This window comes from Sphaerisporangium sp. TRM90804 (assembly GCF_029846175.1).
Classification (GTDB): Bacteria; Actinomycetota; Actinomycetes; order Streptosporangiales; family Streptosporangiaceae; genus Sphaerisporangium.
Genome location: NZ_JARWAC010000030.1, coordinates 102,685 through 127,923, shown reverse-complemented (window position 1 = coordinate 127,923; position 25,239 = coordinate 102,685). Strand labels below are relative to the sequence as shown.

The following is a 25,239-nucleotide window of genomic DNA, read 5'->3' as shown; positions in this document are numbered from 1 at the left end:
GGCCGGAGGCTCAGCGGCCTCCCCAGCCGGGGACCGCCACCCGCATCGTCAGGGCGTGCTCCACCAGGGCGATCAGGGTGTTCTTCACCGAGTCGCGCGAGCGGGCGTCGGTGCGCACCAGGGGGATGTGCGGGGCCAGCGTCAGCGCCTCGCGCACCTCCTCGTCGGCGTGGGCGTAGTTGCCGTCCCAGCCGTTGATGCCGACCACGAACGGAAGCTGCGCCTCTTCGAAGTAGTCGATGGCGGGGAAGCAGTCGGCCAGCCGCCGGGTGTCGACCAGCACGACGGCTCCGATGGCGCCGCGCACCAGGTCGTCCCACATGAACCAGAACCTGTGCTGACCCGGCGTGCCGAACAGGTACAGGATCAGATCCTGGTCCAGCGACACCCGGCCGAAGTCCATCGCCACGGTGGTCGTGGTCTTGTGCGGAGTCAGACCCAGGTCGTCGATGCCGGCGCTGGCGTCGGTCATGACCGCTTCGGTGGTCAGCGGCACGATCTCCGAGACCGCTCCCACGAACGTGGTCTTGCCGACGCCGAAGCCTCCAGCGACGACGATCTTCGTCGACGTCAGCGCCGCGCCGCGGCTAGAGCCTGCGAAGTCCACTGAGAACCCTTTCGAGCAGGTTGAGATCCGGCTTCCCGGTATCGAGTTGCGGCTGGTGCACCTGGATCAGCCCCTCGCCGGCCATGTCCGCGATGACGACACGAGCCACGCCCAGAGGCATGCGCAGCAGCGCGGCGATCTCGGCGACCGACCGCACCTGGCGGCACAGCGTGCTGATCGCCTGCTTCTCGGGGGGGAGGGAGGACAGGTCGTGGTGTACCGAGGTGGAGGAGGACACCAGCGCCTCCAGGGCGAGCGAGGTCCGCGGTGCGGTGCGGCCGCCGGTCATGGCGTAGGGGCGCACCAGCGAACTCTGCTCGACCGGCTCCGGCAGCGGCACGGGGGCCGAGCCGGGGAACCGGCGGGGGTCCTCCATCGACGGGTAGGCGGTGCCCCCGCTCAACGGGTCACCGTCGTCTGTCCAGCCACGGCGTGCCACGGCGTCCTCCTCTCATCGGCGTCTCATCGCGGTTGAGACGCCTGGAGTTCGGCGCGTACGGCCGGGGTCAGCACCTGACCGGCACGCTCGACCAACAGGGTCATCTGGTAGGCCACCAGACCCATGTCGCAGTCGGGCGCGGCCAGAACGGCCAGACACGAACCATCACTGATCGACATGATCAACAGCAACCCGCGCTGCATCTCCACGACCGTCTGCGTGACGGCGCCGCCCTCGAACACCCGCGAGGCCCCCTGCGTCAGGCTGATCAACCCCGCGGCCACCGCCGCGAGCTGATCGGCCCGGTCCTTGGGGAAACCCTCTGAGTAGGCCAGCGGCAGCCCGTCGGCGGAGACCACGACGGTGTGAGCGACGCCAGGGACGTTGTTCACGAAGTCGGTGATCAGCCAGTTGACGCCACGAGCGGCCTGGCTCAGCTCCCTCACGAGTCCTCCTTGTTGCTTTCAACGTTCCTGTTGGGGGGTGAAGGGTCGTCGCCCGCCTCGCCGCGGGCCACGGCCCGTCCCTTGCGCACGCCCTGCTGGAAGCTGGCCATGCGACTGCGCACGCGGTCGGGGGAGATGGACGGCTGCGGGGTGAAGGCCGACGGGCCGGGGTCGGCCGACCCGGGGACGAGGTTGGCCTTCGGCACCCGCTTGGGCAGCCCGGAGGAGGTGATGCCGCCGAGGCTGGGGTCGCTGGCGGCGCGCGCCGCCTGCCAGCCGGCGTCGCCCGGCGAGGACCACGACCTGCCCTCGGCGGACCGCTCGTCCACGTCGTCCTGGACGGCCTCGGCCACCGGGGCGGCGACCGCCTGCACGGGCTCGGCCTCGCGGGTGGCGCGGCCGGGGCCGGGCCGGGTGTCCGGGCCGCCGTCAGAGCGGCGGAACCAGTCGGACTCGACGGCCGCGAAGATCGGCAGGAACTCCTCGGACCCGTCGAGCGGTGAGCTGTGGACGGTGGGCAGCGGCCCGGTGTGGTCCATGTCGGCGAGGCCGCCGAACGGGTGCCCGGACCTGGCGGCCGGGCCGGTGGCCGGCCCCGCCGTCCCGGGGCCCGTCATGGGGCCGGCCATGCCGCCCACCGGGCCGGTCATCGGGCCGCCGGACGGGCCCGTCCTCGGACCGGCCTGCGGGCCCGTCATGGGGCCGCCCAGCCCGGCGCCCGCGGCCTGGTTGCCGGTGACGGGGCCTGCGGGACCGCCGTGGGAGGGGACGGCCGGCCATGAGGCGGTGTCCTGGTCGGCGAGCCCGGGCCAGGGGCCCGAGGCGGGCCCGGCGGGGCCGCTCCCGGGCGCGGGGACGTCCGCGGGCCACGGGGTGTCCAGCGGCGGGTTGGGGTTGAAGTAGCGGTCGAACGGATCCTGCTCGGGCTCGTCGCGGTCGAAGGCCCCGCGGCCGGGGCCGCCGCGCTCGGCGGGCGGGCTGTCGAACATGCCCCGGCCGCCGGGGGCGCGCTCGAAGGGATCGCGCGCGCCCGGGCGCTGGTCGAAGGGGTCGTTGCCGGTGGCGGGCCGTTCGAACGGCCCGCGCTCGAAGGGCCCGCGGTTGGACGGGCCCGAGGGCGCCCCGACGCCGGGGGCGTCGGCTCCGAAGACCGGGGCCCGCATGCCGGGCTGCTCGAAGCCTCCGGGCCCGCCGGGGCCGCCGCCGAACATCGCGGAGGTGGCCGCGGCCTGGGACGGCGCGCCGAACTGACCCGCTCCGGCGGCCTCCATGGGCATGCCGGGGTACTGCGGGGCGCCGGAGGTGGCGAGCAGCCCCTCGGGCAGCAGCACCATCGCGGTGAGCCCCCCGGCGTCCTGCTGGCGGAGCTGCACGCGGATGTTGTGGCGCAGCGCGAGGCGGCCGACCACGAACAGGCCCATGCGGCGCGACACCGAGACGTCCACGACGGGCGGGTTGGCCAGGCGCCAGTTGGCCTCGGCCAGTTCGTCGGCGGTCATGCCGATGCCGCTGTCGCTCACCGAGATCATGACGCCGCCGCCGTCGATGCGGTTGCTGGACACCACGACCTTGGTCTCGCGGGGCGAGAAGGAGATGGCGTTCTCCACCAGCTCGGCGACCAGGTGGACGGCGTCGTTCACGGCCTGGCCGATCACCGAGGTGCCGGACTGGACGCGCACGTCGACGCGCTCGTAGCTCTCGACCTCCGACAGGGAGGCGCGGACGATGTCGACGAGCGGCACCGGCTGGCTCCACCGGCGCGAGGGCTCCTGCCCGGCGAGGACCAGCAGGTTCTCGCTGTTGCGGCGCATGCGGGTGGCCAGGTGGTCGAGCTTGAACAGGTTGCCCAGCCGGGACTCGTCCTGCTCGCCCTGCTCCAGGCCGTCGATGAGGCTGAGCTGGCGTTCCACCAGGGTCTGGCTGCGGCGCGAGAGGTTGACGAACATGGCGTTGACGTTGCTCCGCAGGCGGGCCTCGTCGCCCGCCAGCCGGATCGCCTCGCGGTGGACCTCGTCGAACGCCCGGGCGACCTCTCCCATCTCGTCTCGGGAGTTGACGCCGATGGGCACGACCTCGGCCGTCGGGGCGCTGTCGCTGCTCTCACGCAGCCGCTGGACGGTCTCCGGGAGCCGGGAGCCGGCGATCTCCAGCGCCTCGGCTCTCAGGCGGCGCAGCGGGCGGGTCAGCGAGCTGGCGACCACCGCGGTGATGACGAGGACCAGCAGCAGCAGGACCAGGATGAGCGCGCCGGAGATCAGCGCCTGGCGCTGCGCCTCCTCCTGGAGGGTGCGGCTCTGCTGGACGACCGAGGAGACCAGCCGTTCCTCCACCCTGCGCATGCGGTCGGCGACCGCGGTGGTGGAGGAGTACCACAGGCTGGTGTCGTCGCGGCGGAGCGGGTCGAGGTCCTGGATCTCCTTGAACTGGCGGAGCTGGGCCAGGGCGAGCGCGCGCATCCAGTCGGCCTTGTCGACCTGCTGGCCGCGGACGGTCTCGTTGTAGAACTTGACGTCGGCGGGCGTGGCCTCGGCGAGGAAGGTGCTGGTCTCGCTCTCCTGCCGGCTCCAGGAGCCGGGGAAGTCGACGAAGTCGTCGTAGTCGAAGCCGCCGCCCGAGGAGTTGAGCGTGGTGAGGCCGACCGTCATCAGGCCTCGCTGGCGGGAGACCTCCTCCTTGGCGCGGCTGAGCGCGCCCAGGGCGATGCTGTCGCCGAGCAGGCGCTGGTCGTCGCCGGCGGTGCCGAGCTCGGCCTGCATCGACTGCAGGACGGTGATGAGCGCGGAGTACATGCCGAGCGCGGCCCGGGACGGGACGGTGGGGTCGGCGATCCTGGTGCGCAGGCCGGGGAGGCCTTCGAGCCAGCGACGGATCTGCTCGGCCTCCGAGCGCACACGCGCGGTGTGGGAGTCGTCGAGGCTGGAGACGTCGGCGAGGACGGGCTCCCTGGCCTGGTCGACGGCGTCCTGCTGGGCACGGACCCTTTTGAACCGGGCCTGGCGCCGGCCTTCGGCGATGTACCAGGCGGTGAGGTCGCGTTCCTTGTCCACCTCGTGGATGAGGACGTCGATCTTCTCCACCAGCTGCGCCACCTCGGTCAGGCGCCGGTAGGCGTTGGAGGTGGCGACGGCGTCGGTGAGCTGGACGGCACCGAGGATCACGCCCACGATCGTCGGGATGATGATCAGGGCGATGAGGCGGGACCGCACGCGCCAGTTGCGGAGCCTCAGCCAGCTCCCGCTCTTCGGCGTGCGCGGCGTGGAGGGCCCGGACCGCTCCACGCGGCTACCCCGACCTGGATTGCTCCGGGGGTCTTCTGTGCTCACTGATTTTCGCAACCTCTCACCGAGCCTGGCGTACAGGAGGGTACGTCACGCGCGTGGCGCATGAGACGTCAGAGACATCCATCAGGCGAGGGTAATTGGAGCACACCCTCACCGCATCGGCCAACAGCACATTTATCGCAAACAGCCCTACAAGCGGCTTCTGGGGATAAAACACCCCGTATGGGCTGACTTTTATGCGGGACGGAAGCCCTCATGGGGCGCGGGCGCCGCGTGTTTGATCATCAAGTGCCTGGTCACGGAGTACTCCTGCACCGACTCCTGGCTCATGTCCTTGCCGAAGCCGCTGCCCTTCACCCCGCCGTGCGGCGCCTCCGACGCGATCGGCAGGTGATCGTTGACCCAGGTGACGCCCACGTCCAGCCGGTGGGCCACGCGCAGCGCCCTGGCGACGTCACGCGACCACACCGAGGAGGCCAGCCCGTACGGGGTGTCGTTGGCCAGCCGGACGGCCTCGTCCTCGTCCTCGAACGGCAGCACCACCAGCACCGGCCCGAACAGCTCCGAGCGCACCACCTCGCTGTTCTGCGAGGCCCCGGCGACCAGCGTGGGCGGGCAGTAGAAGCCCGGCCCCTCCGGCAGCGCGCCGCCGCACACCACCCGGGCCCCGCGCGCCGCCGCGCGCTCGACGTAGCCGTGCACGCGCGCCCGGTGGCCGGCCGAGATCAGCGGGCCGATGTCGGTCGCCGGGTCGAGCGGGTCGCCCACCCGGACGCCCTCCAGCGCCGCGCGCAACGCCTCCACCGCCTCGTCGTACCGCTCGCGCTGGACGTAGACGCGGGTCGCGGCCGTGCAGTCCTGGCCGGTGTTGTACGTGGCGCCCATGGCGACGCCGGACGCCATCTCGGCCAGGTCGGCGTCGGCGAACACCAGCGCGGGAGCCTTGCCGCCCAGTTCGAGGTGGACGCGCTTGAGCCCGTGCCCGCCGCCGGCCGGGTCGCCGGCGGCGCGCCGCATGACGGCCCGCCCGGTCGCGGTCGACCCGGTCACGCTGATCATGTCGACGCCGGGGTCGCCGACGAGGGCCTCACCCACCTCCGCGTCGCCGGTGACCACGTGGACGAGCCCCCGGGGGAAGCCCGCCTTCTCGATCAGCTCGGCCAGGCGCAGCGTGCTGCCCGGCGTCTGCGGCGCGGGCTTGATGACGACGCCGTTGCCGGCGGCGAGCGCCGGGCCGAGCTTCCATACCCCCATCACCAGCGGGAAGTTCCACGGCGCGATGGACGCCACGACGCCGATCGGCCGGCGCACCAGCACCGAGGTGTACCCGTCGCTGAGCACGCCGGCGCCCGTGCCCTCCAGCGAGCGGGCCGCGCCCGCGAAGAAGCGCAGGTTGTCCACGGCGAACGGCAGCTCGCCGTCGCGCACCACGGCGACGGGCTTGCCGGTCTCGGCGACCTCCCGGCGGGTCAGCTCCTCGGCGTCGTCCTCCACGAGGTCGGCCAGGCGCAGCAGCGCGTTCGCGCGGTCCTTGGGGGTGGCCGACGACCAGTGCCCGAAGGCCTCCCTGGCGTCGAGGACGGCCGCGGCGACGTCGCCCGGCGAGGTGTCGGGCACGGGCTCCAGCGGCTCGCCGGTGGCGGGGTTGACGGGTGTCCGGGTCATCACGCTCTTCTTTCTTCCGCGGCGACGGGATCGTGAGGGTCGCCGCCGCGGTCGTGCGGCCGGTCCTCGCGCCGCCGTGCGGCGGGCGGGGCCCGGGTGGTGAACCGGCGCGAGCCGGCGTGGGCCGGGCTCTAGGCGGAGGCGTCCGCCCCGGGGACGAGGCCCTCGATCAGGTCGGCGGCCTTGCGCAGGCCGTCGCGGCGGCGGATCTCCTCGCCGGCCTCGGCGAGCCGCGCCCGCAGCTCGTGGTCGCCGAGCACCTTGTCGAGCGCCTGGACCAGCTCCTCGTCGGCGAAGGCGTAGGTGGAGAGCCGCACGCCGTAGCCCAGCTCGTGGACGCGCTGGGCGTTGTCGTACTGGTCCCAGAACAGCGGCAGAAGGATCATCGGCTTGCCGAAGTGCAGCGCCTCGGTCGTGGTGTTGTTGCCGCCGTGGGTGATCACCGCGTCCACCAGCGGAATGATCTTCGTCTGCGGCACGAACTCGGCGCCCCACATGTTGTCGGCGAGCTTGATCTCCTCGTGCAGCGGGCCCTTGGAGACGATGTAGCGGTGCGGCGTGGTGGCCAGCACGTCGACCACCCGCTGCATCAGCTCCACGTCGGCCGAGCCGAGCGAGCCGAGGGAGAAGTAGACCAGCGCGCCGTCGCGACCGGCGAGCGAGGCCGGCATCTCGAAGTCCTCGTCGGTCTCGCGGACCGAGGAGTCCAGCCGGTGCCAGGACGGGCCGAGCGGGCGGGCGTCGGTGTAGTCGGCGATCTCGGGGAACACGTAGAGGTTCAGGTCGCCCTCGTGGATGAAGTCCAGGTCGGGCAGCGGCGGCGCGCCCTGCTCGACGACCCACTCGTTGAACGCCGCCCAGACGTCCCGGTGGGTGCGGTCGTACTCGGCGCGGAACGCCTCCCACTCGCCGTCGTCGCCGGCGGGCAGGCCGCCGAACACCGGCGGCACGCCCGGGCCGCGCACCTCCAGCGGGTTGCACGAGACGATGCGCACGAACGGCTTGCCCGCGGTGAGCAGCGCGGGGAAGGTGATGACGTTGTCCTCGACGATGACGTCGGGGTTCACCCGCGCGATGATCTCCTTGAGCTGCGGCTCGCAGTACTTGGTGCCGTCGATCAGCGCGTCCCAGATCGGCTTGGTGACGGTCTCCAGCTGGGCGAAGGTCGACTTGCGGTACTCCGGCGCGGTGTCGCGGATGAAGTCCTTCCAGAACTGGCCGGCGTCCTGCTCCTCCTCGGCCGGCGGCGCGAGGTCGACCAGGTCCTCCTCGAAGCCCATGGCGGTGAGCTTGCCCTTCCACGACGCCTCGGCCGCGAACACGACGCGGTGCCCGCGACGGCGCAGGATGTCGCCCACGCCGACGCAGTTGTTGGTCGGCCCGTAGGCGCTCTCCGGCATGAACAGAATGGTGGCCATCAGCACTCCATCGAATTGAAGAAAGATTCAAATACTGGTGGGTCGGGTAGGTGAGAGACCTGGGATCATATGGCATCCAGCCGACGGGACGCTTTACACTCCGTCTTCAACAACGGGGCACAGGGGAGGCTGGCATGAGCTCGCGCAAGAGCCGGGCGGACCGTCGGGTGGACCTCATCGAGGCCGCCCGGCGGGCGATCCTGCGCCACGGCACCCAGGGGGTCCACCTCAACCACGTCGCCGAGGAGGCGGGGCTGACGTCGGGCGCGGTGCTCTACCACTATCCCGACCTCGGCGAGCTGCTGGTGGAGGCCCACCACGCGGGCATGGAGCAGTTCTACGAGCTGCGGGTCAAGCGTCTGGCGGGGCTGAGCGACCCCGCCGAGAAGCTGGTGGTCACCATCCACTCCGGCCTGCCCGTGGGTCCGGACGACCCGGGGGTGCGGCTGCTGAACGAGCTCGGCGGGGCCGCGGCGCGCAACCGGGTGTACGCGGTGCTGCTGACCACGCTGTTCGACCGGCAGGTGGCGATGTACCAGTCGATCCTGGACACCGGCTCGGCGCTCGGGGTGTTCACCCTGGCCGGCGACTCGCTGCTGATCTCGCGCAACCTCGTCGCGCTGGAGGACGCCTACGGCTACCGCATCACGGCCAGGCACCCGGTGATCGGGCCCGACCAGGCCGCGGAGCTCATCCTCAGCTACGCGAGGACGGTAACCGGCAACACGCTCGGAGCCGCGGGCTGAGCTCATCGGGCGATCAGCACCGCGTCCGCGGCCGACCAGCCCAGCCCGACCCGCGCGCCCGCGTGCACCCTGCTGGGCCCCTGCTCGGCCACCAGCACCGGACGGTCGTGCCCGGCCACGCGCACGGCGATGTGCGACAGGCCCCCGTAGAAGCTGACGTCGGCCACGACGCCGCGCAGGTCTCCGGTGTCGCCCAGGCGCACCGACTCCGGGCGGACGCCGAGCAGCGCCGGGGTGCCCGCCGCGAGCCCGCCCGCGGCGGGCAGCGTCCCCAGGCCGGGCACCGACAGGCCACCGCCCGCCGCGGTGCCCTCGAACAGGTTGTTGGCGCCGATGAAGCCCGCCACGAACGGCGTCGACGGCCGCTCGTACAGGCGCACCGGCGCGTCGACCTGCTGGACCCGGCCCGAGTCGAGCACGGCGATGCGGTCGGCGAGGGACATCGCCTCCTCCTGGTCGTGGGTGACCACGACGAAGGTGATGCCGACCTCGTGCTGCAGGCGCTTGAGCTCCAGCTGCATCTCGGCGCGCACCTTCTTGTCCAGCGCGGACAGCGGCTCGTCGAGCAGCAGCAGGCGCGGCCGCTTGACGATCGCCCTGGCCAGCGCGACCCGCTGGCGCTGCCCCCCGGAGAGCTGGTCGGGACGGCGCCCCGCCTGCGTGGTGAGGCCGACCGTCCCCAGCACCTCCGCCACCCGCGACCGCACCTCGGCGCGGGGCAGGCCCTCGCGCTCCAGCCCGTAGGCGACGTTCCTGGCCACGGTCATGTGCGGGAACAGCGCGTACGACTGGAACATGAGGTTGACCGGCCGCCGGTGCGCCGGGCGGGCGAGCAGGTCGGCCCCGTCGAGCGTGACGGTGCCGGAGTCGGGGGTCTCGAAGCCGGCCAGGATGCGCAGCAGCGTGGTCTTGCCGCAGCCGCTCGGGCCCAGCAGGGCGAAGAACTCCCCCTGGCGGATGTCCAGGGTGACGTCGTCCAGGGCGGTGACGTCACCGAACCTGCGGGACACTCCCTGGATGCCCACCAGCGTCTGGGTGGCGGCGGGGGCCTCGGGTACAGCGGTCATCGGAACGACTCCGTCAGTCGGGTCATGCGCTGGGCGACGATGACCACGGTGAAGCTGACCGCGAGCAGGATCGTGGCCAGCGCGTTGATCTCGGGGGTGACCCCGAAGCGCACCATCGAGTAGATGACGATGGGCAGGGTCGGCTCGGTCGGGGCCGCGGTGAAGAAGGCGATCACGAACTCGTCGATGGACAGCGTGAACGCCAGCAGCGCGCCCGCCACGATGCCGGGCGCCAGCGTCGGCAGCGTGATGCGGGTGAACGTGGCCAGCGGGGTGGCGCCGAGGTCGCGGGAGGCCTCCTCCAGCGAGGTGTCGGCGTGGCTGAGCCGGGTGCGCACGACGGCGGCGACGAACGCCATGCCGAACACCACGTGCGCCATGATCACCGAGTGCAGTCCCAGGGTCATCTGGACGGCCGCGTAGAACACCAGCAGCGCGATCGCCAGCACCAGGTCGGGCAGGACGGCGGGCAGCAGCCCGAAGGCGTCCAGCAGGCGCGACCTGCTGTAGCGGGCCATGCCGACCGCGAGCAGGGTGCCGAGCACGGTGGACAGCACCGTCGAGCCGGCCGCCACGATGAGCGTGTTCACCAGGCCCTGCCTGACCGTGGCGTCACCGGCCAGCTCGCCGTACCACTTCAGGCTCGCGCCCTCGAAGGTGTACGGGGAGTCGCCGGCGTTGAACGACATCACGACCAGCACGACGATCGGCGTGTACAGGAAGACGTAGGTGGCCCAGAAGGGCACGTACAGGAGGCCGGGCCTACGCACGCCGCTCCCCCGTCCCGCCGTAGACCCGCGACGCCCACGCCTGCAGGAAGAGCAGCACGACGAGGGCCGCGATCACCGCCAGCGCCAGGGTGGCGCCGAACGGCCAGTCGCGGGCCTTGAGGAACTGGTCCCTGATCAGGTTGCCCACCATGATCGACCGCCCGCCGCCGAGGATCTCGGGGATGACGAAGTTACCGAGGCAGGGGACGAAGACGAACATGCATCCGGTGAGGACGCCCGGCATGCTGAGCGGCAGCGTCACCGACCAGAACGTCCGCGCGGGGCGCGCGCCCAGGTTGGCCGACGCCTCGCGGAGCTGGGGGTCGAGCCGCTCGATCGCGGCGTACAGCGGCAGCACCATGAGCGGCAGGTAGGAGTAGAGCAGGCCGGTGACGATCGTCCCCTGGTTGTAGAGCAGCTCCAGGGGCTCGTCGATCAGGCCGATGCCGGTGAGCGCCTCGTTGACCAGGCCGGGCCCGCTGAGCAGGATGACCCAGGCGTAGACGCGGATGAGGAAGTTGGTCCAGAAGGGCAGCACGACCGCGACGAGCGCGATCGTCTTCCACCTGCGCGGCAGCCGGGCGATCGCGTACGCGGTCGGGTAGCCGAGCAGGAGGGCGGCCAGCGTGGTGATCGCGGCGGTCTGGATCGATCCCAGGAAGACGTCAAGGTACAGGGGGTCGACCAGGCGGGAGAAGTTCTCGCCGGTCGTCTCGTACACCACGCCGCCGAACCGGCCCCTGCGGAAGATCGTGTAGCTGAGCAGCAGGGCGAGCGGGACGATCAGCAGGACGATCAGGTAGCCGACCCCGGGGCCGAGGAACGCCAGGCGTGCGGCAGCGCGTCCGAGGACGCGCGCCCGGCGCGGCGACCGGCCCGAGAGGGGGCCGGTCGCCGCGCCGGGTCGTGCGATGTCGTGCTCAGTAGTCAACGCCGGCCGTCACTGGGACGCCGAGACTTCGGTCGACAGGCGCGTGTACTTGGTGGAGGCCTCGCCGAGGTCGATGATGGACTCGCCCTTGAGCAGGTCGGCGGGGGTCATCTTCAGCGGCGCGTTCGCTTCGAGCAGGTCGGGCTTGTTCTTGGCGAGCATGTCCATGGCGGCCTTGTTCGGCACCTTGTACAGGATGTTCTCCGACACCCAGCTGTGGATCGCCGGGTCCAGGATGTAGTTGATGAACTCGTGGGCCGCCTCTTTGTTCTTGGACGACTTCATGACGACCATGGTGTCGGCCCAGAGGTCGCTGCCCTCCTGCGGGATGGCGAACTTGATCTTCGGGTTGGTGGTCGGGCACCAGCCGTCCCACGCCTCGACCATTGCGGCCTCGCCCTTGTCGAGCTTCTCGCCGAACGTGGTGTCGTCGTAGGCGAGCAGCGACGTCTTGGCCTTCAGCAGCAGGTCCTTGGCCTCGGCGAGCTGCTTGTCGTCGCTGGTGTTGATGGAGTAGCCGAGGGACTTGAGCGCGGGCAGGGCCAGCCAGCGCTCGGTGGTCATCATCGTGACCTTGCCCTTGAGGTCCGCCGGCGGGTTGAGGATGTCGTTCCAGCTCTTCGGCTCCGACTTCACCATGTCGGTGCGGTAGCAGATGCCGGTGGTCCCCCAGGTGTAGGGCACCGAGAACTTGTTGCCCTTGTCGTAGGAGAGCTGCGACGCCTCGGGGAACAGGTTCGCCAGGTTGGGGATCAGCTCGGGGTGCAGGGGCTCAAGCAGCCCCTGCTCGTTGAGGGCCTGCGCGTACTGGCCGGAGACGAAGGCCACGTCGACGCCGCTGTCGGGCCCGGCCGTGAGCTTGGCCATCGCCATCTCGTTGGTGTCGTGGATCGCCACCTTGACGGGGAAGCCGAACTTCTTCTCCACCTGCTGGGGAAGGTCCTTGGGGCTGTAGCCGTCCCAGATCGTGATCGTGAGACTCTGCTTGCGCAGGTCGGCGTTGGGGTTGAGCTGATCGGCGGCCGCGCTGGGCGCCGCGTCGTCCGCGCTCGTCGTGGCGCCGCCACCACCGCACGCCGCAAGCGCGAGCGCGAGACCGGCGGCCACCGCGGCGGCCGGAAGACGACGGGTGCACCGGGTTCGGGACACTACCGCTACTCCTTAGATTTTGAAGGTTCTGAGGTACGGATGACCGCAGTGCCTGACCTTCGCGTGGCAGACCAAAGCAGGAGTGTTGCAGTACAAATCAACATGAGCAAGACTTTTCCGGACATTGTTAGCTCGCAGTTTGGGTTCCGAGTTGAATTCGAGTTCAACAGCTTCCGACGGCCACGCGTCGTCCGGATCAACGCCGCAGGCAGGCGACGGACGGACGGCGCGCCTGCTCGCGGACCTGTCGCGGGGTTTCGGTCCGTCCGGCGGCTACAGGGTGCTTCAGTTCAACCCGCTGCCGCCCATGGACGCCGCCGCGTCCGAGCGCGCCGTCGAGGCCGACCAGACGAACCGCTCGGTCGTGGTCGGCGAGCGGGTGGTGGTCAAGTGGCTGACCCCGCCCCTCCCGCTCCCGCACCCCGCGCCCGAGATCTTCGCGCACCTCACGGCCGTCGGCTTCACCGCGACCGCCCTGCCCTACGCGGCGCTGTACGCCCCCGGCCCCGGCGGGAGCGAGACGCTGGCCGCCCTGGTGAACGCCTACCTGCCCGGCGCCCAGGACGGCTGGGCCTGGTGCGTGGACGACGCGGCGGCCGGGAGCACGACGTCCGCCGGCGACCTCGGGCGGCTCGCCGCCGGCCTGCACGCGGCGATGGCCACGGCCTCCGACGCCATCCCGCACCCGGTGCGGCGCGAGCGGCGGGCCGCCGAGTGGACCGCGCGCGCCGCACAGGGGCTGGAGGAGGCGCTGGAGGTGACCGGCGGCGAGGACGGCGCCTGGCTGGCCGCGCGCGCCGGCGCGTTGCGGAGGGGCACCGCGACCCTGGCCACCGCAGCGGAGACCCCGCTGATCCGCGCGCACGGAGACCTGCACGTGGGCCAGGTGCTGCGCTGGAGCGGCGGCTACGCCGTCATCGACTTCGACGGCAACCCGACCGTCCCCGACGCCGCGCTCTACCAGCCCGCCGCCCGCGACGTCGCCCAGCTCGCCACCAGCGTGGAGCACGTGGCGCAGGTGGCGATCCGGCGCAGGGGCGCCGCTCCCCCGCTCGCGCTGTCGTGGGCCGGGCGGGCGCGCGAGGCGCTGTTGTCGGCCTACCGCGCGGAGCTGGCCCGGCGCGGCGTGCCCTGGCTGCTCGACGAGTCGCTGCTCGCGGCCTTCGAGGTCGAGCAGCTGTGCCGCGAGCTGATCTACGCAGGCCGGCACCTGCCCCGCTGGCGTTACGCCCCCATGGGCGTCCTGCGCGCCCGCTACGACCCCCCGTCCCCGGGCGGGCCGCCCGCCGGGACCGCACCCGCACCACCCGCTGAGGAGAACACGTGAACCCCGACCTGTTCCTGGCCGACATCGAGGCCAAGCCGGCCGCCCTCTCGGCGCTGGCGGACTCCCTGTCGGCCGGTGACCCGTTCGACGGCCTCCCCGAGGGGATCCGGCGCGTGGTCTTCCTCGGCATGGGCAGCTCCCGTTACGCAGCCGGCGTGGCGGCGCTTCGGCTGCGCGCCGCGGGGGTCGACGCGGTCGCCGAGTACGCCTCCGCCTCGCTCGGCCACCCGCCCGCCGAGGACACGCTCGTCGTGGCCGTCTCGGCGACCGGAGGCAGCCGCGAGACCCTGGACGCGCTGGAGCGGTACGCGGACGGCAAGGCCCGCACGCTGGCGCTGACCAACGTCCCGGGGTCGCCGGTGACGCGGGGCGCCGGCCTGGTCGTGGACATGGCGGCGGGCGAGGAGCGCGGCGGGGTGGCCTGCCGCACGTTCCAGCACACCCTGGCGCTGCTGCTGGCCCTGTCGTCCCGGCTCACCGGGGTGAGCGCGGACGTGCCCGGCCTGCTGCGCCGCGCGGCCGACGCGACGGCCGACCTGCTCGACCGGCGCGACGCCTGGCTGCCCGAGGCGCTGGAGCTGCTCGACGGCCCGCACGGCGTCTACGCCATCGCCCCGGCCGAACGGCTTTCGTCGGCCGAGCAGTCGGCGCTGATGGTCCGCGAGGGCCCGCGCCGCCCGGCCACGGCGTGCGAGACGGGCGACTGGGCGCACGTGGACGTCTACCTGACCAAGACGCTGGACTACCGCGCGATCCTGTTCCCCGGCTCCCGCTACGACGAGCAGGCCATGGACTGGGCGCGCCGGCGGGGGTCGGCGGTGCTCGCGGTGGGCGGCGAGGTCGACGGCGCGAGCGTCCTGCGGTACGCGGGCGACACCGACCCCGACGTGGCCCTGCTCACCGAGCCCCTGGTGGCGGAGCTGCTGGCCGCCGCCTGGTGGGCCGGGGTCAGCCCGAGCGGCGGTAGGACGTCCTGACGCTGAGCACGTACTCCACCAGCGTGATGAGCGTGCCCTTGACGGCGTCCCTGGTGCGCGCGTCGGTGCGGACGATCGGGATGTGGGGCGCCAGCGTCAGCGCCTCACGGACCTCCTGCTCGACGTGCGGGAAGTGCCCGTCCCAGCCGTTGACCGCGACGACGAACGGCAGGCCCGCCTCTTCGAAGTAGTCGATCGCCGGGAAGCAGTCGGCCAGCCGCCGGGTGTCGACCAGCACGACCGCTCCGATGGCGCCGCGCACCAGGTCGTCCCACATGAACCAGAACCTGTGCTGGCCGGGCGTGCCGAACAGGTACAGGATCAGGTCCTGGTCGAGGGAGAGCCGGCCGAAGTCCATGGCGACGGTCGTGGTGGTCTTGTGCGGGGTCAGGCCCAAATCGTCTATGCCGGCGCTGGCGTCGGTCATGACCGCTTCGGTGGTCAGCGGGAGGATCTCCGACACCGCCCCGACGAAGGTGGTCTTGCCGACGCCGAACCCGCCCGCGACGACGATCTTCGTCGACGTGAGCGGGCCACGGCTAGAGCCTGCGAAGTCCACTGAGAACCCTTTCAAGCAGGTTGAGGTCTGGCTGTCCCTGGTCGAGCCGCGGCAGGTGCAGGCGGACCAGACCTTCGTCGGCCATGTCGGCGACCAGCACGCGGGCCACGCCGAGAGGCACGCGCAGGAGCGCGGATATCTCGGCGACCGAATGGACGGAGTGGCAGAGCATCATGATCGCTTCTTGCTCGGGTGTGAGCAAGGTCAAATCATCGCTCATTATCGGGGCCGACGAGACCAGCGTCTCCATGGCGAGGTGGTAGCTCGGCGCGGCGCGGCCCCCGGTGACGGCGTACGGACGGAAGAGGGGCTCGTCCTCGTTCCCGTCACCTCCGAGCATCACCGGATCCTGGAGGTCTGCAACTCGGCGCGCAGGGCGGGCGTGAGCACCTGCCCGGCGCGCTCGACCAGCAAGGTCATCTGGTAGGCCACCAGGCCCATGTCGCAGTCGGGAGAGGCCAGCACCGCCAGGCACGAGCCATCGCTGATGGCCATGACCAGCATGATGCCGTGCTGCATCTCCACGACGGTCTGGGTCACCCCGCCGCCCTCGAAGACGCGGGAGGCGCCCGCCGTGAGGCTCAGCAGCCCGGCCGCGACCGCGGCGAGCTGGTCGGCCCGGTCGGCGGGGAAGCCGTCGGAGTTGGCCAGCCGCAGACCGTCGGCCGAGACCACGACCGCGTGGGCCACGCCGGGCGTCCCACCGACGAACTCGGTGATCAGCCAGTCGAATCTGCGTGCCTCGTGACTCAGGTCGATCACGAGCCCTCCCTCATTGGTGCTGTCAGTCGGTGCGGGGACGGTCGGAATCGGGATCGGGCGCGGACTGCGAGAGGTCGGCCCGGCCGCGCCTGATGCCCTGCTGGAAGCGCGACATGCGGTCGCGGACCAGGTCGGCGGAGACCTGCGGTGGCGGGACGGGCGTCCCCTGCGAGAGCGTGCCGGAGACCGATCCCGGGACAAGATTGGCCTTCGGCGTCCGCTTGGGCAAACCGGCCGAGGTGATCCCCCCCATGGAGGGGTCCTTGACCGCGTCGGCCGCCTGCCAGCCGCTGTCCGCGGTGGAGCCCCAGGATCCCCCGGAACCGTCGGCGGCCTGGGCTTCGGTGTCCGGCGCGGAGCGCGCCGGCGCGGCCTCCCGCGGGGCGGACGCCGGGCCCCCCGGCCCGGCCTGCTCCCGCGCGGAGGGGATCTCCTTGGAGTCGGGACGGCGGAACCACGCCGACTCGACCGAAGCGAAGATCGGCAAGTACTCGTCCCCTCGTTCCAGCGGTGGCTCGGCGGCGCGTGGGCGCCGCTCCGCGGGCCCGGCCGGCGTCCCCGCGCCGGCCCCCGTGGGCCGCGTCGGCGCGCCCGGCGCCGTTCGCCCGGCCTGCCCGGGCGGGCTGCCGAACCGCACCGAGGTCCCGTCCGCCGGCCCGCCCGCGCCCCCGGGCGTCGCGGGCCCGGCCGGACCGGCGGGGCCGTTCGGACCGTTCGGACCGTTCGGGCGGTTCAGCTCGTCCTGGCGGTTCAGCTCGTTGGGGCGGTTCAGCTCGTTCTGCCGGGACGGCTCGTCCTGACGGTTCCGGGCGCCGGGCGTCGCGGGGCCCGACCTGCCGGCGCGCCACGTGTCCGTGTCCTCCTGCGGTCCGGTGCGCGGACCGCCTGACGGTTCTGGTCGCGCGGCGGGCCCGGTGGGCGGGCCGGACGGCCACGGCGCCGGACCGGTCGACGAGCCCGCGGTACGTCCCGGGGACTCACCGGCGGGCGGCCACGGCGTCGGACCCGTGGACGAGCCCGCGGTCCGTCCCCCGGGCTCGGCCGCGGAGGGCCACGGCGTCGGGCCGGTGGACGGGCCGACGGGGCCGAACGCGGAGGCCACCGGCCCGGTCGCGGGCCCGCCCGGGGCCCCGGCCTGCGCGGTGTACGACGGCACGACGGGCTCCTCGCCCGAGCCCCTGGGCCGCGGCAGCGCGGTGGCGGGGCCGGTGCGCGAGGGGTCGGGGTCGCCGAAGGCGGACCTGGGCACGGACGGCCCCGCGCCGGCGGCGGTGAACGGCGCGAAGGACCCGGCCGCGCCGAGCACGGGCCCGGTGCCGTTGGTCGTGGGCCCGCCCGGGCCGGTGGCCGGCTCCGCGCGCAGGTCGCGCTGCGGCAGCGACGGCCCGCGCCCGGCGACGGTCATGAGCTGCGGCGGGAACAGGACCATGGCGATCAGGCCGGCGGCGTCGCCGTGCCGCAGCTGCACCCGGATGTCGTGGCGCAGCGCGAGGCGGCCGACCACGAACAGGCCCATGCGGCGCGACACCGACACGTCCACGACCGGCGGGTCGGCCAGGCGCCGGTTGACGTCGGCGATCTCCTCGGCGGACATGCCGATGCCGGAGTCGCTGACCGCCAGCAGGGCGCCGCCGCCCTCGATCATGCTGCTGGACACCACCACCCGGGCGGTGCTCGGCGAGAAGGTGAGGGCGTTCTCGACCAGCTCGGCGATGAGGTGGACCACGTCGTTGGCGGCGTGCCCGGCGACCGCCGAGCCGCGGTGGACCTTGACGGTCACCCGCTGGTAGTCCTCGACCTCCGACAGCGAGGCCCGGACGACGTCGACCAGCTTGGCGGGCTGGGTGCGCTTGCGCGCGGCCTCGTGCCCGGCCAGGACCAGCAGGTTCTCGCTGTTGCGGCGCATGCGGGTGGCCAGGTGGTCCAGCTTGAACAGGTCGGCGAGGCGGGCGCCGTCCTGCTCGCCGCGCTCCAGGCCGTCGATGAGCGAGATCTGCCGCTCCACCAGCGTCTGGATGCGCCGCGACAGGTTGACGAACATCGCGTTGACGTTGCCGCGGAGCTGCGACTCCTCGGCCGCCAGCCGCAGGGCCTGGCGGTGCACCTCGTCGAAGGCGCTCGCGACCTCGCCGATCTCGTCGTTGCTGCCGACCAGGATCGGCTGGACGTCGGGCGCGGTGACGGCGTTGCCCGACTCGCGCATCCGCCCGACGACCGAGGGCAGGCGGTAGCCGGCGATGTCCAGGGCCTCCGACCGCAGCCTGCGCAGCGGGCGTACCAGGGAGCGGGCGATGAGCACCGTGGTGGCCAGCACCAGCAGGATGAGCGCGAGGATGAGCGCGCCGGCGGTGATGGCGTTGCGCCGTTCCGCCGACTCAAGCGCCGCTCCGCGCGCCAGGACCGACGCGGCCACCCGCTTCTCCACCTGCTGGAACAGCCCGATGGTCGTGGTGCTGTCGTCGAACCACTGCCGGACGGCCGAGCCGCGCCCGCCGCCGTCGCGCACCGGAAGGTTGCGCCCGGCCAGGGCGATGGCCCACGACTTGGTCAGCTCCCCGCGGACGACCCGCTCGCCGCGGACGATCTGCGAGAGGAAGCGCGTGTTGTCGGCCCCGGCCTCGGCGTTGAAGACGTTGGTCTGCGAGCGCTGCCGCGAGCGCGAGGCGATGAAGCTCTCCAGCGTCTCGGGCGTGAAGCGCTCGCCGCGCAGCAGGATGGCGATGAGCATGCCCCGCTGCTGCGACGCCTCCTCCTTGGCGTGGGCGAGGGCGCTGACGGCGCGGGCGTCGCCGAGGAGCTGCGCGTCCTCGATGCCCAGGCCGATCTCGTCGTGCAGCCGCAGCAGCGCGGCGATGACGTCGGTGAACTTGGCGGCCTGACCGCCGTCGCGTACCACGTCCAGGGCGTCCAGCTGGTTGCGCACCTGCTGGGTGTCCTCAAGGGCGCGGACGCCGTACCCCTCGTCGATGCGCCCGAGGTCGGCGCGCACGGCGGCGACGGACGCGTCGACGGTGCGGCGCTGGTCGGCCAGGGCGTTGCGCTGCTGGCGGCTGACCTGGAACCAGATGGTCCTGTCCCGTTCCATGCCGAGCTGCTCGGCCAGGCCGCGCAGGCGGCCGGCGATCTCGTTGGCGGAGGCGTTGCGCTGGTAGGCGTCGAGGCTGTCGATCGAGGACACGACGCGCAGGCCGGCCAGGATCACGCCGACGACCGTGGGCACGAGGATGAGCGCGGTCAGGCGGGCGGGTACCCGCCAGTTGCGCACCGCCAGGCGGGAGACCCCGGCGCGGCCGTGCTGCCCGCTCTGCCCGCCGGGACGCTTGCGCCGGCCCGGGCCGGGTTTCGGCGCGCCGTCCTGAGCGGTGGCCCTGCCTGCGGTTTCGGCCGTCTTCACCGTGCCACCCCCCATGATCCTCCATGCATGGATGACGGCATGGCTGATAACTACTTAAGCGGGGACAATTCGACCACAAGGTCATCGATGTCGCTGCCGGATCGGCGGCGTTCGACGCAATTGTTATGAATCAGCCGGAGCTCCAGGCGCGTCGGCGCAGGTCAGAGGGCCGACAGCCGTAAACGGCGTTCGCGGGACGCCGGGTCAGCGCAGGGCCGCGAGCACGTGCTCGCGCACCTGCGTGCGCTGCTCGGAGTCCGTCAGCGGCCGGCCCGACCGGTCGACCACGTAGAAGACGTCGACCGCCTCGGCGCCGAGAGTCTCCACGCGGGCCGCGCGGACGTCGAGGTTGCACTCGCCGAACGCCCTGCCGATGCGCCACAGCAACCCCGGGCGGTCGTGCGCGCGCACCTCGACGACGGTGGCCGTCTGCGAGGCGTCGTCCACCAGGCTGACCCTCGGCGGGGCCACCGGCACCCTGGCCGGCCGGAGCGATCTGGTGCGCCTGGCCAGCCGCTGCTCGATGTCGAGCCGGCCGGCCAGCACCAGCCGCAGATCGGCCTCCAGCGTGGCCGGGTCGGGCGGCGTGCCGTACTCGGGGACGACGGAGAACTCGATGACCGCGGTCGAGGACGCGGAGGCCGCCGACGCCGAGCGCACCACCATGCGGTGCGCCGCCAGCACGCCCGCGGCCCGCCACAGCAGCCCGGGGCGGTCGGGCGCGACGACGGTCACCGCGCCCCCGTTGACACGCACCGCGCCGCCGCCGTGCCTGGCCAGCGACGCCTGCTGCGGCGACAGGGACGGCGCCGGCGCGGGCGGGGCGCCCGACAGGACCGAACGTGTCCTTCTGACCAGCTCCGAGACCAGCCCGGCCTTCCAGGTGTTCCACGCGGCGGGGCCGGTGGCGTGGCCGTCGGCGACGGCCAGGGCGGCCAGCAGCTCCAGCGCCTCGCGGCTGCCGACGGCCTCGGCCACCCGGGAGATCGTCACGGGGTCGTCCAGGTCGCGCCGGGTGGCGGTCTCGGGCAGCAGCAGGTGGTGGCGGACCACGGTCGCGACGGTCGCCACGTCGGCGGGCGCCAGCCCCATGCGCGCCCCGATGTCGCGGGCGACGACCTCGCCGGTCGTCGAGTGGTCGCCCGGCCAGCCCTTGCCCATGTCGTGCAGCAGGGCGGAGATCAGCAGCAGGTCGGGGCGCGAGACCTCGCGGGTGAACGACGCCGCACCCGCCGCCGTCTCGATGAGGTGGCGGTCGACGGTGAAGCGGTGGACCGGGTTGCGCTGCGGGCGGTGCCGCACCCGCTCCCAGTCGGGGATGAGCCTGACGATGATCCCGGCCTGGTCGAGCTCCTCCCACACCGGGACGGCCGCGCGGCCCGCGCCGAGCAGGCCCACCAGCGCGTCGCGCGCCTCGTCGGGCCAGGGGACGGGCAGCGGAGGGGCCTGCGCCGCGAGCAGCGACACCGTCGCGGGAGCCATCGGCAGCCCGGCCTCGGCCGCGGCGGCCGCCGCCCTCAGCACCAGGACGGGGTCCTGCTTGGGGTTCACGCCGCGCGCGAGCACGACCTCGCCGCCGTGCTCCACCACGCCGTCGGCCAGCGGGCGCCGCCCGCGCGGCGCCGGGCCGGACAGCAGGCGGTCGACGGTGCGCCAGGTGGCGTCGAAGGAGTGGGAGATCGTGCGGCCGGCCTCGGCCAGGCGGCGCATCAGCGCCTCGGCGTCCAGCAGGCCGAGCGCGCCCGCCACGGCGTCCTGCTCCTGCAGGACCAGGCGGTCGGCACCGCGCGCGGTGACCAGGTGCAGCCCGTGCCGCGCGTCGAGCAGGAACTCGTACGCCTCGCGGACGCGCGGGCCGGGCGCGGAGGCGACCCACGCGGCGGCGACCGCCTGCATGGCCTGCACGTCGCGCAGCCCGCCGCGGGAGTCGCGCAGGTCGGGTTCGAGAAGGAAGGCCAGCTCGCCGGAGGTCTCGGCGCGCTTGTCGGCCGCCTCGCGCAGCTCGGCCAGCCTGCGGCGGGAGTCGGCGCGCCAGTCGGCCAGCACCGCCTCGCGGGCTGCCCTGGTGAGCTCGGGGTCGCCGGTGACGTGCCGGGCCTGGATCAGCCCGAGCACCGCCTTCAAATCCTCGCGGGCCACTTTGGCGACCTCGTCTACGGTGCGCACGGAGTGGTCGAGCCCGAGGCCGGAGTCCCAGATGGGGTACCAGATGCGGTCGGCGATGCGGGCCACGTCGTCCTGGCCGTTGTGGATGAGCACGAGGTCGAGGTCGCTGCCGGGGGCGAGCTCGCCCCTGCCCAGGCTGCCGACCGCCACGAGCGACACCCCGGTGCCCGCGTAGGGAGCCCCTCCTCCGGCGGCGAAGGCGGCGCCGGGCCCTCCGTTGGGAGCGCCGGCGCCGCGTTCGTCACCGTTCGCGATGCCGCTCTTGGTCCCCCCGGGCCAGTTCCGGCCTTCCCGTCCGTACGGCTGCGGAACAGCCGTGCGGAAGAGGTCGGCCAGCCAGCGATCGATGTCCGCGGCCCGCTCCTTGCGGGCCGCGGCATATGAGCGAGCGTCGCCTCTCATCATCCGGTTAGAGGGCCTCCGGTCCGCGTTCTCCCGTGCGGACCCTCACGACGGTGTCCACGGGAACCGACCAGACCTTGCCGTCACCGATCTTGCCGGTCTGGGCCGCCTTGACGATGACGTCGATGACGTCCTCGGCGTCCTCCTCCTCGGTGAGCACCTCGACGCGGACCTTGGGCACCAGGTCGACCTGGTACTCGGCGCCGCGGTAGACCTCGGTGTGGCCGCGCTGCCGGCCGTACCCGCTGGTCTCGCTTACGGTCATGCCCTTGACGCCGAACTGCTCCAGCGCCGCCTTGACGTCGTCGAGCTTGAAGGGCTTGATCACCGCTGTGATGAGCCTCATGCGTCTACCTTCTTCACCGCTGTGGGCACGGGGCCGTTGACCGAGGACACGCCCGAGGCGTGGACGGAGCCGAGGTCGTAGCCGGTCTCGGCGTGGGTCGTGATGTCGATGCCGGTGACCTCGTCCTCTTCGGTGACCCTGAAGCCCATGGTCTTGTCGATGATCTTGCCGATGATCCAGGCCATGATGAAGGAGTATGCACCGACCACCACCGGGCCGAGGATCTGGCGGCCGAGCTGGGTGAAGCCGCCGCCGTAGAACAGGCCCTCGGCCTGCGGCTCCAGGAAGGGGTAGGCCGCGAGGAAACCGAGGGAGATGGCGCCGATCGCGCCGCCGACCAGGTGGACGCCGACCACGTCGAGGGAGTCGTCGTAGCCGAGCTTGTACTTCAGGCCCACCGCGTAGGCGCAGACCGCACCGGCGATGAGGCCGATGACCATCGCGGCCCAGGGGTCGACGAAACCACAGGCGGGCGTGATGGCGACCAGACCGGCGACCGCGCCGGAGGCGACGCCGAGGGTGGTGCAGTGCCCGTCGCGGAGCTTCTCGACGAGGATCCACGCGCCGGCCGCGACCGCCGTGGCGATCTGGGTGTTCATGAAGGCGAGGCCGGCGGTGCCGTCGACCGCGAGCTCGGAGCCGGCGTTGAAGCCGAACCAGCCGAACCACAGCAGGCCGACGCCGAGCAGCACCAGCGTGAGGTTGTGCGGCCGCATCGGGTCCTTGCGCCAGCCGGTGCGCCTGCCGAGCACGAAGGCGAGCGCCAGGCCCGCCGCGCCGGCGTTGACGTGCACCACCGTGCCGCCCGCGAAGTCCTCGATGCCGAGCTGGGTCAGCCAGCCGCCGCCCCACACCCAGTGCGCGACCGGGAAGTAGACCAGCGTCGCCCAGACGATCGAGAAGACGACCCAGGCGCCGAACTTGGCCCGGTCGGCGATCGCGCCGCTGATCAGTGCGACGGTGATGATGGCGAAGGTCAGCTGGAAGGCCGAGAAGACGAGGCTGGGCATGCCCGTGCCGTCGTCCTTGGTGGCGGTGTCGACGAGGCTCTGGAGGCCGAGCTGGTCGAGTCCGCCGATGAACTTGTTCAGAAACTCGTTGCCGTTTGTGCCGAACGCGAAGGAATGGCCGTAGAGCGTCCACGCGATCGTCACGGTGATGATGCTGACGAACGACATCATCATCATGTTCAGGACACTCTTGGCCCTGGTCATTCCCCCATAAAAGAATGCGAGGCCTGGCGTCATGAGCAGCACCAGTGCGGTGGCCGCGAGCATCCAGGCTGTAGTGCCGCTATCGATCTTCATTCGATGCGACCCTCCTTACAAATGGCGTGTGGCCGATTTCTCCCGCAGTGGTCGCTCCAGGGCTTCGTTGACCGGCTGCGCACTGACGTTGGGCGAAAGCGTGTTCTTCTGCCGTTTCAGGTCCACACCCGGTGTGTTTCACGTGCGTGAAACTCACGGACGGGATGTTTCGGCCACGTTTCGGAACGCTTGGTAACCCCTATCGGGATGTCCTCATCAGCGGCCCGTCAGGCGTGCGGGAGGGCACGACGACGGCGACCGCCCCGCCACCTGCGATGAGGTGAGGCGGGACGGTCGCCGGGGTGTCGAATCGGTGAAACACGCCGCGCCGGCCGCCGGGGCGGCCCGCGGTGGCGCGGTCAGGCGGCGGCCTGCGCGAGCTTGCGCAGGCGGGCCAGGGCGTCGCGCTCGATGCGCCGGGCGCGGTCGCGGCCGATGCCGTACCGCTCGCCGACCTCGGTCAGCGTGTGCTCGCGCCCGTCGGCCAGGCCGTAACGCCAGCGCAACATCTCGCGCGTCTGGCCCTCCAGCCCGAGCAGCCAGTCCTCCAGGCGCTCGCGGTCGAGGGTGTCCATGGCCTGCTGCTCGGGGTCGGCCCACGTGTCGTCGGCGATCATGTCGCCGAGCTCGGTCTCGTCCTCGTCGCCCACGCCGAGCTGCAGCGACACCGGGTCGGAGGCCCAGCGGCGCAGCTCACGCACCCGCTCGATGGGCAGGTCGAGCACCTTGGCGAGGTCGTCGTCGGTCGGCTCGGTGTCGAACTCGGCCATCATGTCGCGGCGCACCCGCATGAGGCGGGTCATCTGCTCCCCGGCGTGGGTGGGCAGGCGCACCGGCCTGGCCTGCTCGTGGATGGCCCGGCCCACCGACTGGCGGATCCACCAGGTGGCGTAGGTCGAGAACTTGTAGCCCCGCCGGTAGTCGAACTTCTCCACGGCCCTGACCAGGCCCAGGTTCCCCTCCTGGACCAGGTCGATCAGCGGCATCCCCCTGCCGGAGTACTTCCTGGCCACCGCCACGACCAGCCGGAGGTTCGCCTGGATGAACTCGTCCTTCGCCCGCCTGCCGGACACCGCGAGCCGTTCCAGCTCCTCGTCGGCCGCGTCGGCCACCTTCGGTTCCGGCATCCCGGTGTCGAGGAGTTGCTCGGCGAAGAGCCCGCCCTCGATGCGCTTGGCGAGCTCCACCTCCTCCTCTGCGCTGAGAAGCGGCACCCGCCCGATCTCCGCCAGGTAAGTGCCCAGCAGATCCCTGTCGGCGACCTGCTGCTCCTGCGTCCGGATCCCCGTCGGCCTCGCCATGCTTATGGCACCTCGTCTCGCCGCGCCCGCCCTCACGTGCGGGTGGAGCCCGCCATTCCGGGCCCTCTCGGGACCGGTCAGCGTTCTCTCCCCCTCTTTCCCTCACCAACGTTCAGTCCAGGGCAAAGATTCCCTAAAGGGATAGGACCAGAGAATGGTTTCAGCCATCCTCCTCAAGG

At 72.3% G+C, this 25,239-nt stretch carries 21 protein-coding genes; 3 read left to right on the top strand and 18 right to left on the bottom strand.

Annotated elements, in window-relative coordinates; all coding sequences use genetic code 11:
- Nucleotides 1–10: 10 nt before the first annotated feature.
- The 6 genes from PYR91_RS32050 to PYR91_RS32025 form a co-directional block, all read right to left on the bottom strand.
- Nucleotides 11–607, bottom strand: a complete 597-nt coding sequence (locus PYR91_RS32050; protein WP_279785939.1) for an ATP/GTP-binding protein — start codon at nucleotides 605–607, stop codon at nucleotides 11–13.
- Entirely contained in the window at nucleotides 588–896 is a 309-nt protein-coding gene (locus tag PYR91_RS32045; protein ID WP_279786065.1) for a DUF742 domain-containing protein, read from the bottom strand. Before PYR91_RS32045 ends, PYR91_RS32050 begins: the two co-directional genes overlap by 20 nt.
- Before the next feature lie 173 nt (nucleotides 897–1,069).
- The gene (locus tag PYR91_RS32040) at nucleotides 1,070–1,483 is read right to left on the bottom strand and encodes a roadblock/LC7 domain-containing protein (RefSeq protein ID WP_347943838.1); all 414 of its coding nucleotides are present in this window, start codon (nucleotides 1,481–1,483) and stop codon (nucleotides 1,070–1,072) included.
- A 5-nt stretch (nucleotides 1,484–1,488) separates the two neighbouring features.
- Nucleotides 1,489–4,770 carry a nitrate- and nitrite sensing domain-containing protein gene (locus tag PYR91_RS32035; protein WP_279785935.1) on the bottom strand — a complete coding sequence of 1,094 codons (3,282 nt, stop codon included), beginning with the start codon at nucleotides 4,768–4,770 and terminating at the stop codon, nucleotides 1,489–1,491.
- Nucleotides 4,771–5,007: 237 nt separating this feature from the next.
- The gene (locus PYR91_RS32030) at nucleotides 5,008–6,438 is read right to left on the bottom strand and encodes an aminobutyraldehyde dehydrogenase (protein WP_279785933.1); all 1,431 of its coding nucleotides are present in this window, start codon (nucleotides 6,436–6,438) and stop codon (nucleotides 5,008–5,010) included.
- Between the two features lie 131 nt (nucleotides 6,439–6,569).
- Entirely contained in the window at nucleotides 6,570–7,856 is a 1,287-nt protein-coding gene (locus tag PYR91_RS32025; protein ID WP_279785931.1) for a glycosyltransferase, read from the bottom strand.
- A gap of 134 nt (nucleotides 7,857–7,990) precedes the next feature.
- On the opposite strand from PYR91_RS32025, the gene PYR91_RS32020 reads away from it, so the two are divergent.
- Entirely contained in the window at nucleotides 7,991–8,602 is a 612-nt protein-coding gene (locus PYR91_RS32020; RefSeq protein ID WP_279785929.1) for a TetR/AcrR family transcriptional regulator, read from the top strand.
- A gap of 2 nt (nucleotides 8,603–8,604) precedes the next feature.
- On the opposite strand, the gene PYR91_RS32015 is transcribed toward PYR91_RS32020, so the two are convergent.
- Genes PYR91_RS32015 through PYR91_RS32000 form a run of 4 tightly spaced genes read right to left on the bottom strand, consistent with a single transcriptional unit; the run spans nucleotide 8,605 to nucleotide 12,519 of the window.
- Nucleotides 8,605–9,669: an ABC transporter ATP-binding protein gene (locus PYR91_RS32015; RefSeq protein WP_279785927.1), complete on the bottom strand. Its 1,065-nt coding sequence runs from the start codon at nucleotides 9,667–9,669 to the stop codon at nucleotides 8,605–8,607.
- A complete protein-coding gene (locus PYR91_RS32010; RefSeq protein ID WP_279785925.1) occupies nucleotides 9,666–10,439 on the bottom strand; it encodes an ABC transporter permease in 774 nt (257 codons plus the stop codon). Before PYR91_RS32010 ends, PYR91_RS32015 begins: the two co-directional genes overlap by 4 nt.
- Entirely contained in the window at nucleotides 10,432–11,370 is a 939-nt protein-coding gene (locus PYR91_RS32005) for an ABC transporter permease (protein WP_279785923.1), read from the bottom strand. Before PYR91_RS32005 ends, PYR91_RS32010 begins: the two co-directional genes overlap by 8 nt.
- Before the next feature lie 9 nt (nucleotides 11,371–11,379).
- On the bottom strand, nucleotides 11,380–12,519 hold the full coding sequence (locus PYR91_RS32000; protein ID WP_279785921.1) for a spermidine/putrescine ABC transporter substrate-binding protein: 1,140 nt from the start codon (nucleotides 12,517–12,519) through the stop codon (nucleotides 11,380–11,382).
- Nucleotides 12,520–12,799: 280 nt separating this feature from the next.
- On the opposite strand from PYR91_RS32000, the gene PYR91_RS31995 reads away from it, so the two are divergent.
- Both PYR91_RS31995 and PYR91_RS31990 read left to right on the top strand, forming a co-directional pair.
- Nucleotides 12,800–13,846 (top strand): hypothetical protein, encoded by a 1,047-nt coding sequence (locus PYR91_RS31995; protein ID WP_279785919.1) that lies wholly within the window; start codon nucleotides 12,800–12,802, stop codon nucleotides 13,844–13,846.
- Complete coding sequence (locus PYR91_RS31990) at nucleotides 13,843–14,823, top strand: SIS domain-containing protein (protein ID WP_279785917.1); 981 nt, start codon at nucleotides 13,843–13,845, stop codon at nucleotides 14,821–14,823. The genes PYR91_RS31995 and PYR91_RS31990 overlap by 4 nt, the downstream gene beginning before the upstream one ends.
- On the opposite strand, the gene PYR91_RS31985 is transcribed toward PYR91_RS31990, so the two are convergent.
- The 8 genes from PYR91_RS31985 to PYR91_RS31950 all read right to left on the bottom strand — a co-directional run bounded on the left by PYR91_RS31985 (nucleotide 14,795) and on the right by PYR91_RS31950 (nucleotide 25,060).
- Nucleotides 14,795–15,382 (bottom strand): ATP/GTP-binding protein, encoded by a 588-nt coding sequence (locus PYR91_RS31985; protein WP_279785916.1) that lies wholly within the window; start codon nucleotides 15,380–15,382, stop codon nucleotides 14,795–14,797. The genes PYR91_RS31990 and PYR91_RS31985 overlap by 29 nt on opposite strands.
- On the bottom strand, nucleotides 15,363–15,722 hold the full coding sequence (locus tag PYR91_RS31980; RefSeq protein WP_279785914.1) for a DUF742 domain-containing protein: 360 nt from the start codon (nucleotides 15,720–15,722) through the stop codon (nucleotides 15,363–15,365). The genes PYR91_RS31985 and PYR91_RS31980 overlap by 20 nt, the downstream gene beginning before the upstream one ends.
- On the bottom strand, nucleotides 15,722–16,135 hold the full coding sequence (locus tag PYR91_RS31975; RefSeq protein ID WP_347943836.1) for a roadblock/LC7 domain-containing protein: 414 nt from the start codon (nucleotides 16,133–16,135) through the stop codon (nucleotides 15,722–15,724). Before PYR91_RS31975 ends, PYR91_RS31980 begins: the two co-directional genes overlap by 1 nt.
- Before the next feature lie 31 nt (nucleotides 16,136–16,166).
- The gene (locus PYR91_RS31970) at nucleotides 16,167–19,538 is read right to left on the bottom strand and encodes a nitrate- and nitrite sensing domain-containing protein (protein WP_279785910.1); all 3,372 of its coding nucleotides are present in this window, start codon (nucleotides 19,536–19,538) and stop codon (nucleotides 16,167–16,169) included.
- Nucleotides 19,539–19,742: 204 nt separating this feature from the next.
- Nucleotides 19,743–22,106 (bottom strand): [protein-PII] uridylyltransferase, encoded by a 2,364-nt coding sequence (locus tag PYR91_RS31965; RefSeq protein WP_279785908.1) that lies wholly within the window; start codon nucleotides 22,104–22,106, stop codon nucleotides 19,743–19,745.
- A 7-nt stretch (nucleotides 22,107–22,113) separates the two neighbouring features.
- Nucleotides 22,114–22,452, bottom strand: coding sequence for a P-II family nitrogen regulator (locus PYR91_RS31960; protein ID WP_279785906.1), 339 nt, complete (start codon nucleotides 22,450–22,452; stop codon nucleotides 22,114–22,116).
- Complete coding sequence (locus tag PYR91_RS31955) at nucleotides 22,449–23,759, bottom strand: ammonium transporter (protein ID WP_279785904.1); 1,311 nt, start codon at nucleotides 23,757–23,759, stop codon at nucleotides 22,449–22,451. Before PYR91_RS31955 ends, PYR91_RS31960 begins: the two co-directional genes overlap by 4 nt.
- Before the next feature lie 359 nt (nucleotides 23,760–24,118).
- Entirely contained in the window at nucleotides 24,119–25,060 is a 942-nt protein-coding gene (locus PYR91_RS31950; RefSeq protein WP_279785902.1) for a sigma-70 family RNA polymerase sigma factor, read from the bottom strand.
- Nucleotides 25,061–25,239 lie beyond the last annotated feature (179 nt).

Excerpts from the sequence above, each read along its gene's own strand:
- PYR91_RS31955 (WP_279785904.1), bottom strand. The coding sequence starts at position 23,759 with ATGAAGATCGATAGCGGCACTACAGCCTGGATGCTCGCGGCCACCGCA.
- PYR91_RS32030 (WP_279785933.1), bottom strand. The coding sequence starts at position 6,438 with ATGACCCGGACACCCGTCAACCCCGCCACCGGCGAGCCGCTGGAGCCC.
- PYR91_RS32020 (WP_279785929.1), top strand. The coding sequence starts at position 7,991 with ATGAGCTCGCGCAAGAGCCGGGCGGACCGTCGGGTGGACCTCATCGAG.
- PYR91_RS31965 (WP_279785908.1), bottom strand. The coding sequence starts at position 22,106 with ATGAGAGGCGACGCTCGCTCATATGCCGCGGCCCGCAAGGAGCGGGCC.
- PYR91_RS32015 (WP_279785927.1), bottom strand. The coding sequence starts at position 9,669 with ATGACCGCTGTACCCGAGGCCCCCGCCGCCACCCAGACGCTGGTGGGC.
- PYR91_RS31980 (WP_279785914.1), bottom strand. The coding sequence starts at position 15,722 with ATGCTCGGAGGTGACGGGAACGAGGACGAGCCCCTCTTCCGTCCGTAC.
- PYR91_RS31960 (WP_279785906.1), bottom strand. The coding sequence starts at position 22,452 with ATGAGGCTCATCACAGCGGTGATCAAGCCCTTCAAGCTCGACGACGTC.
- PYR91_RS31950 (WP_279785902.1), bottom strand. The coding sequence starts at position 25,060 with ATGGCGAGGCCGACGGGGATCCGGACGCAGGAGCAGCAGGTCGCCGAC.
- PYR91_RS32025 (WP_279785931.1), bottom strand. The coding sequence starts at position 7,856 with ATGGCCACCATTCTGTTCATGCCGGAGAGCGCCTACGGGCCGACCAAC.
- PYR91_RS32045 (WP_279786065.1), bottom strand. The coding sequence starts at position 896 with ATGACCGGCGGCCGCACCGCACCGCGGACCTCGCTCGCCCTGGAGGCG.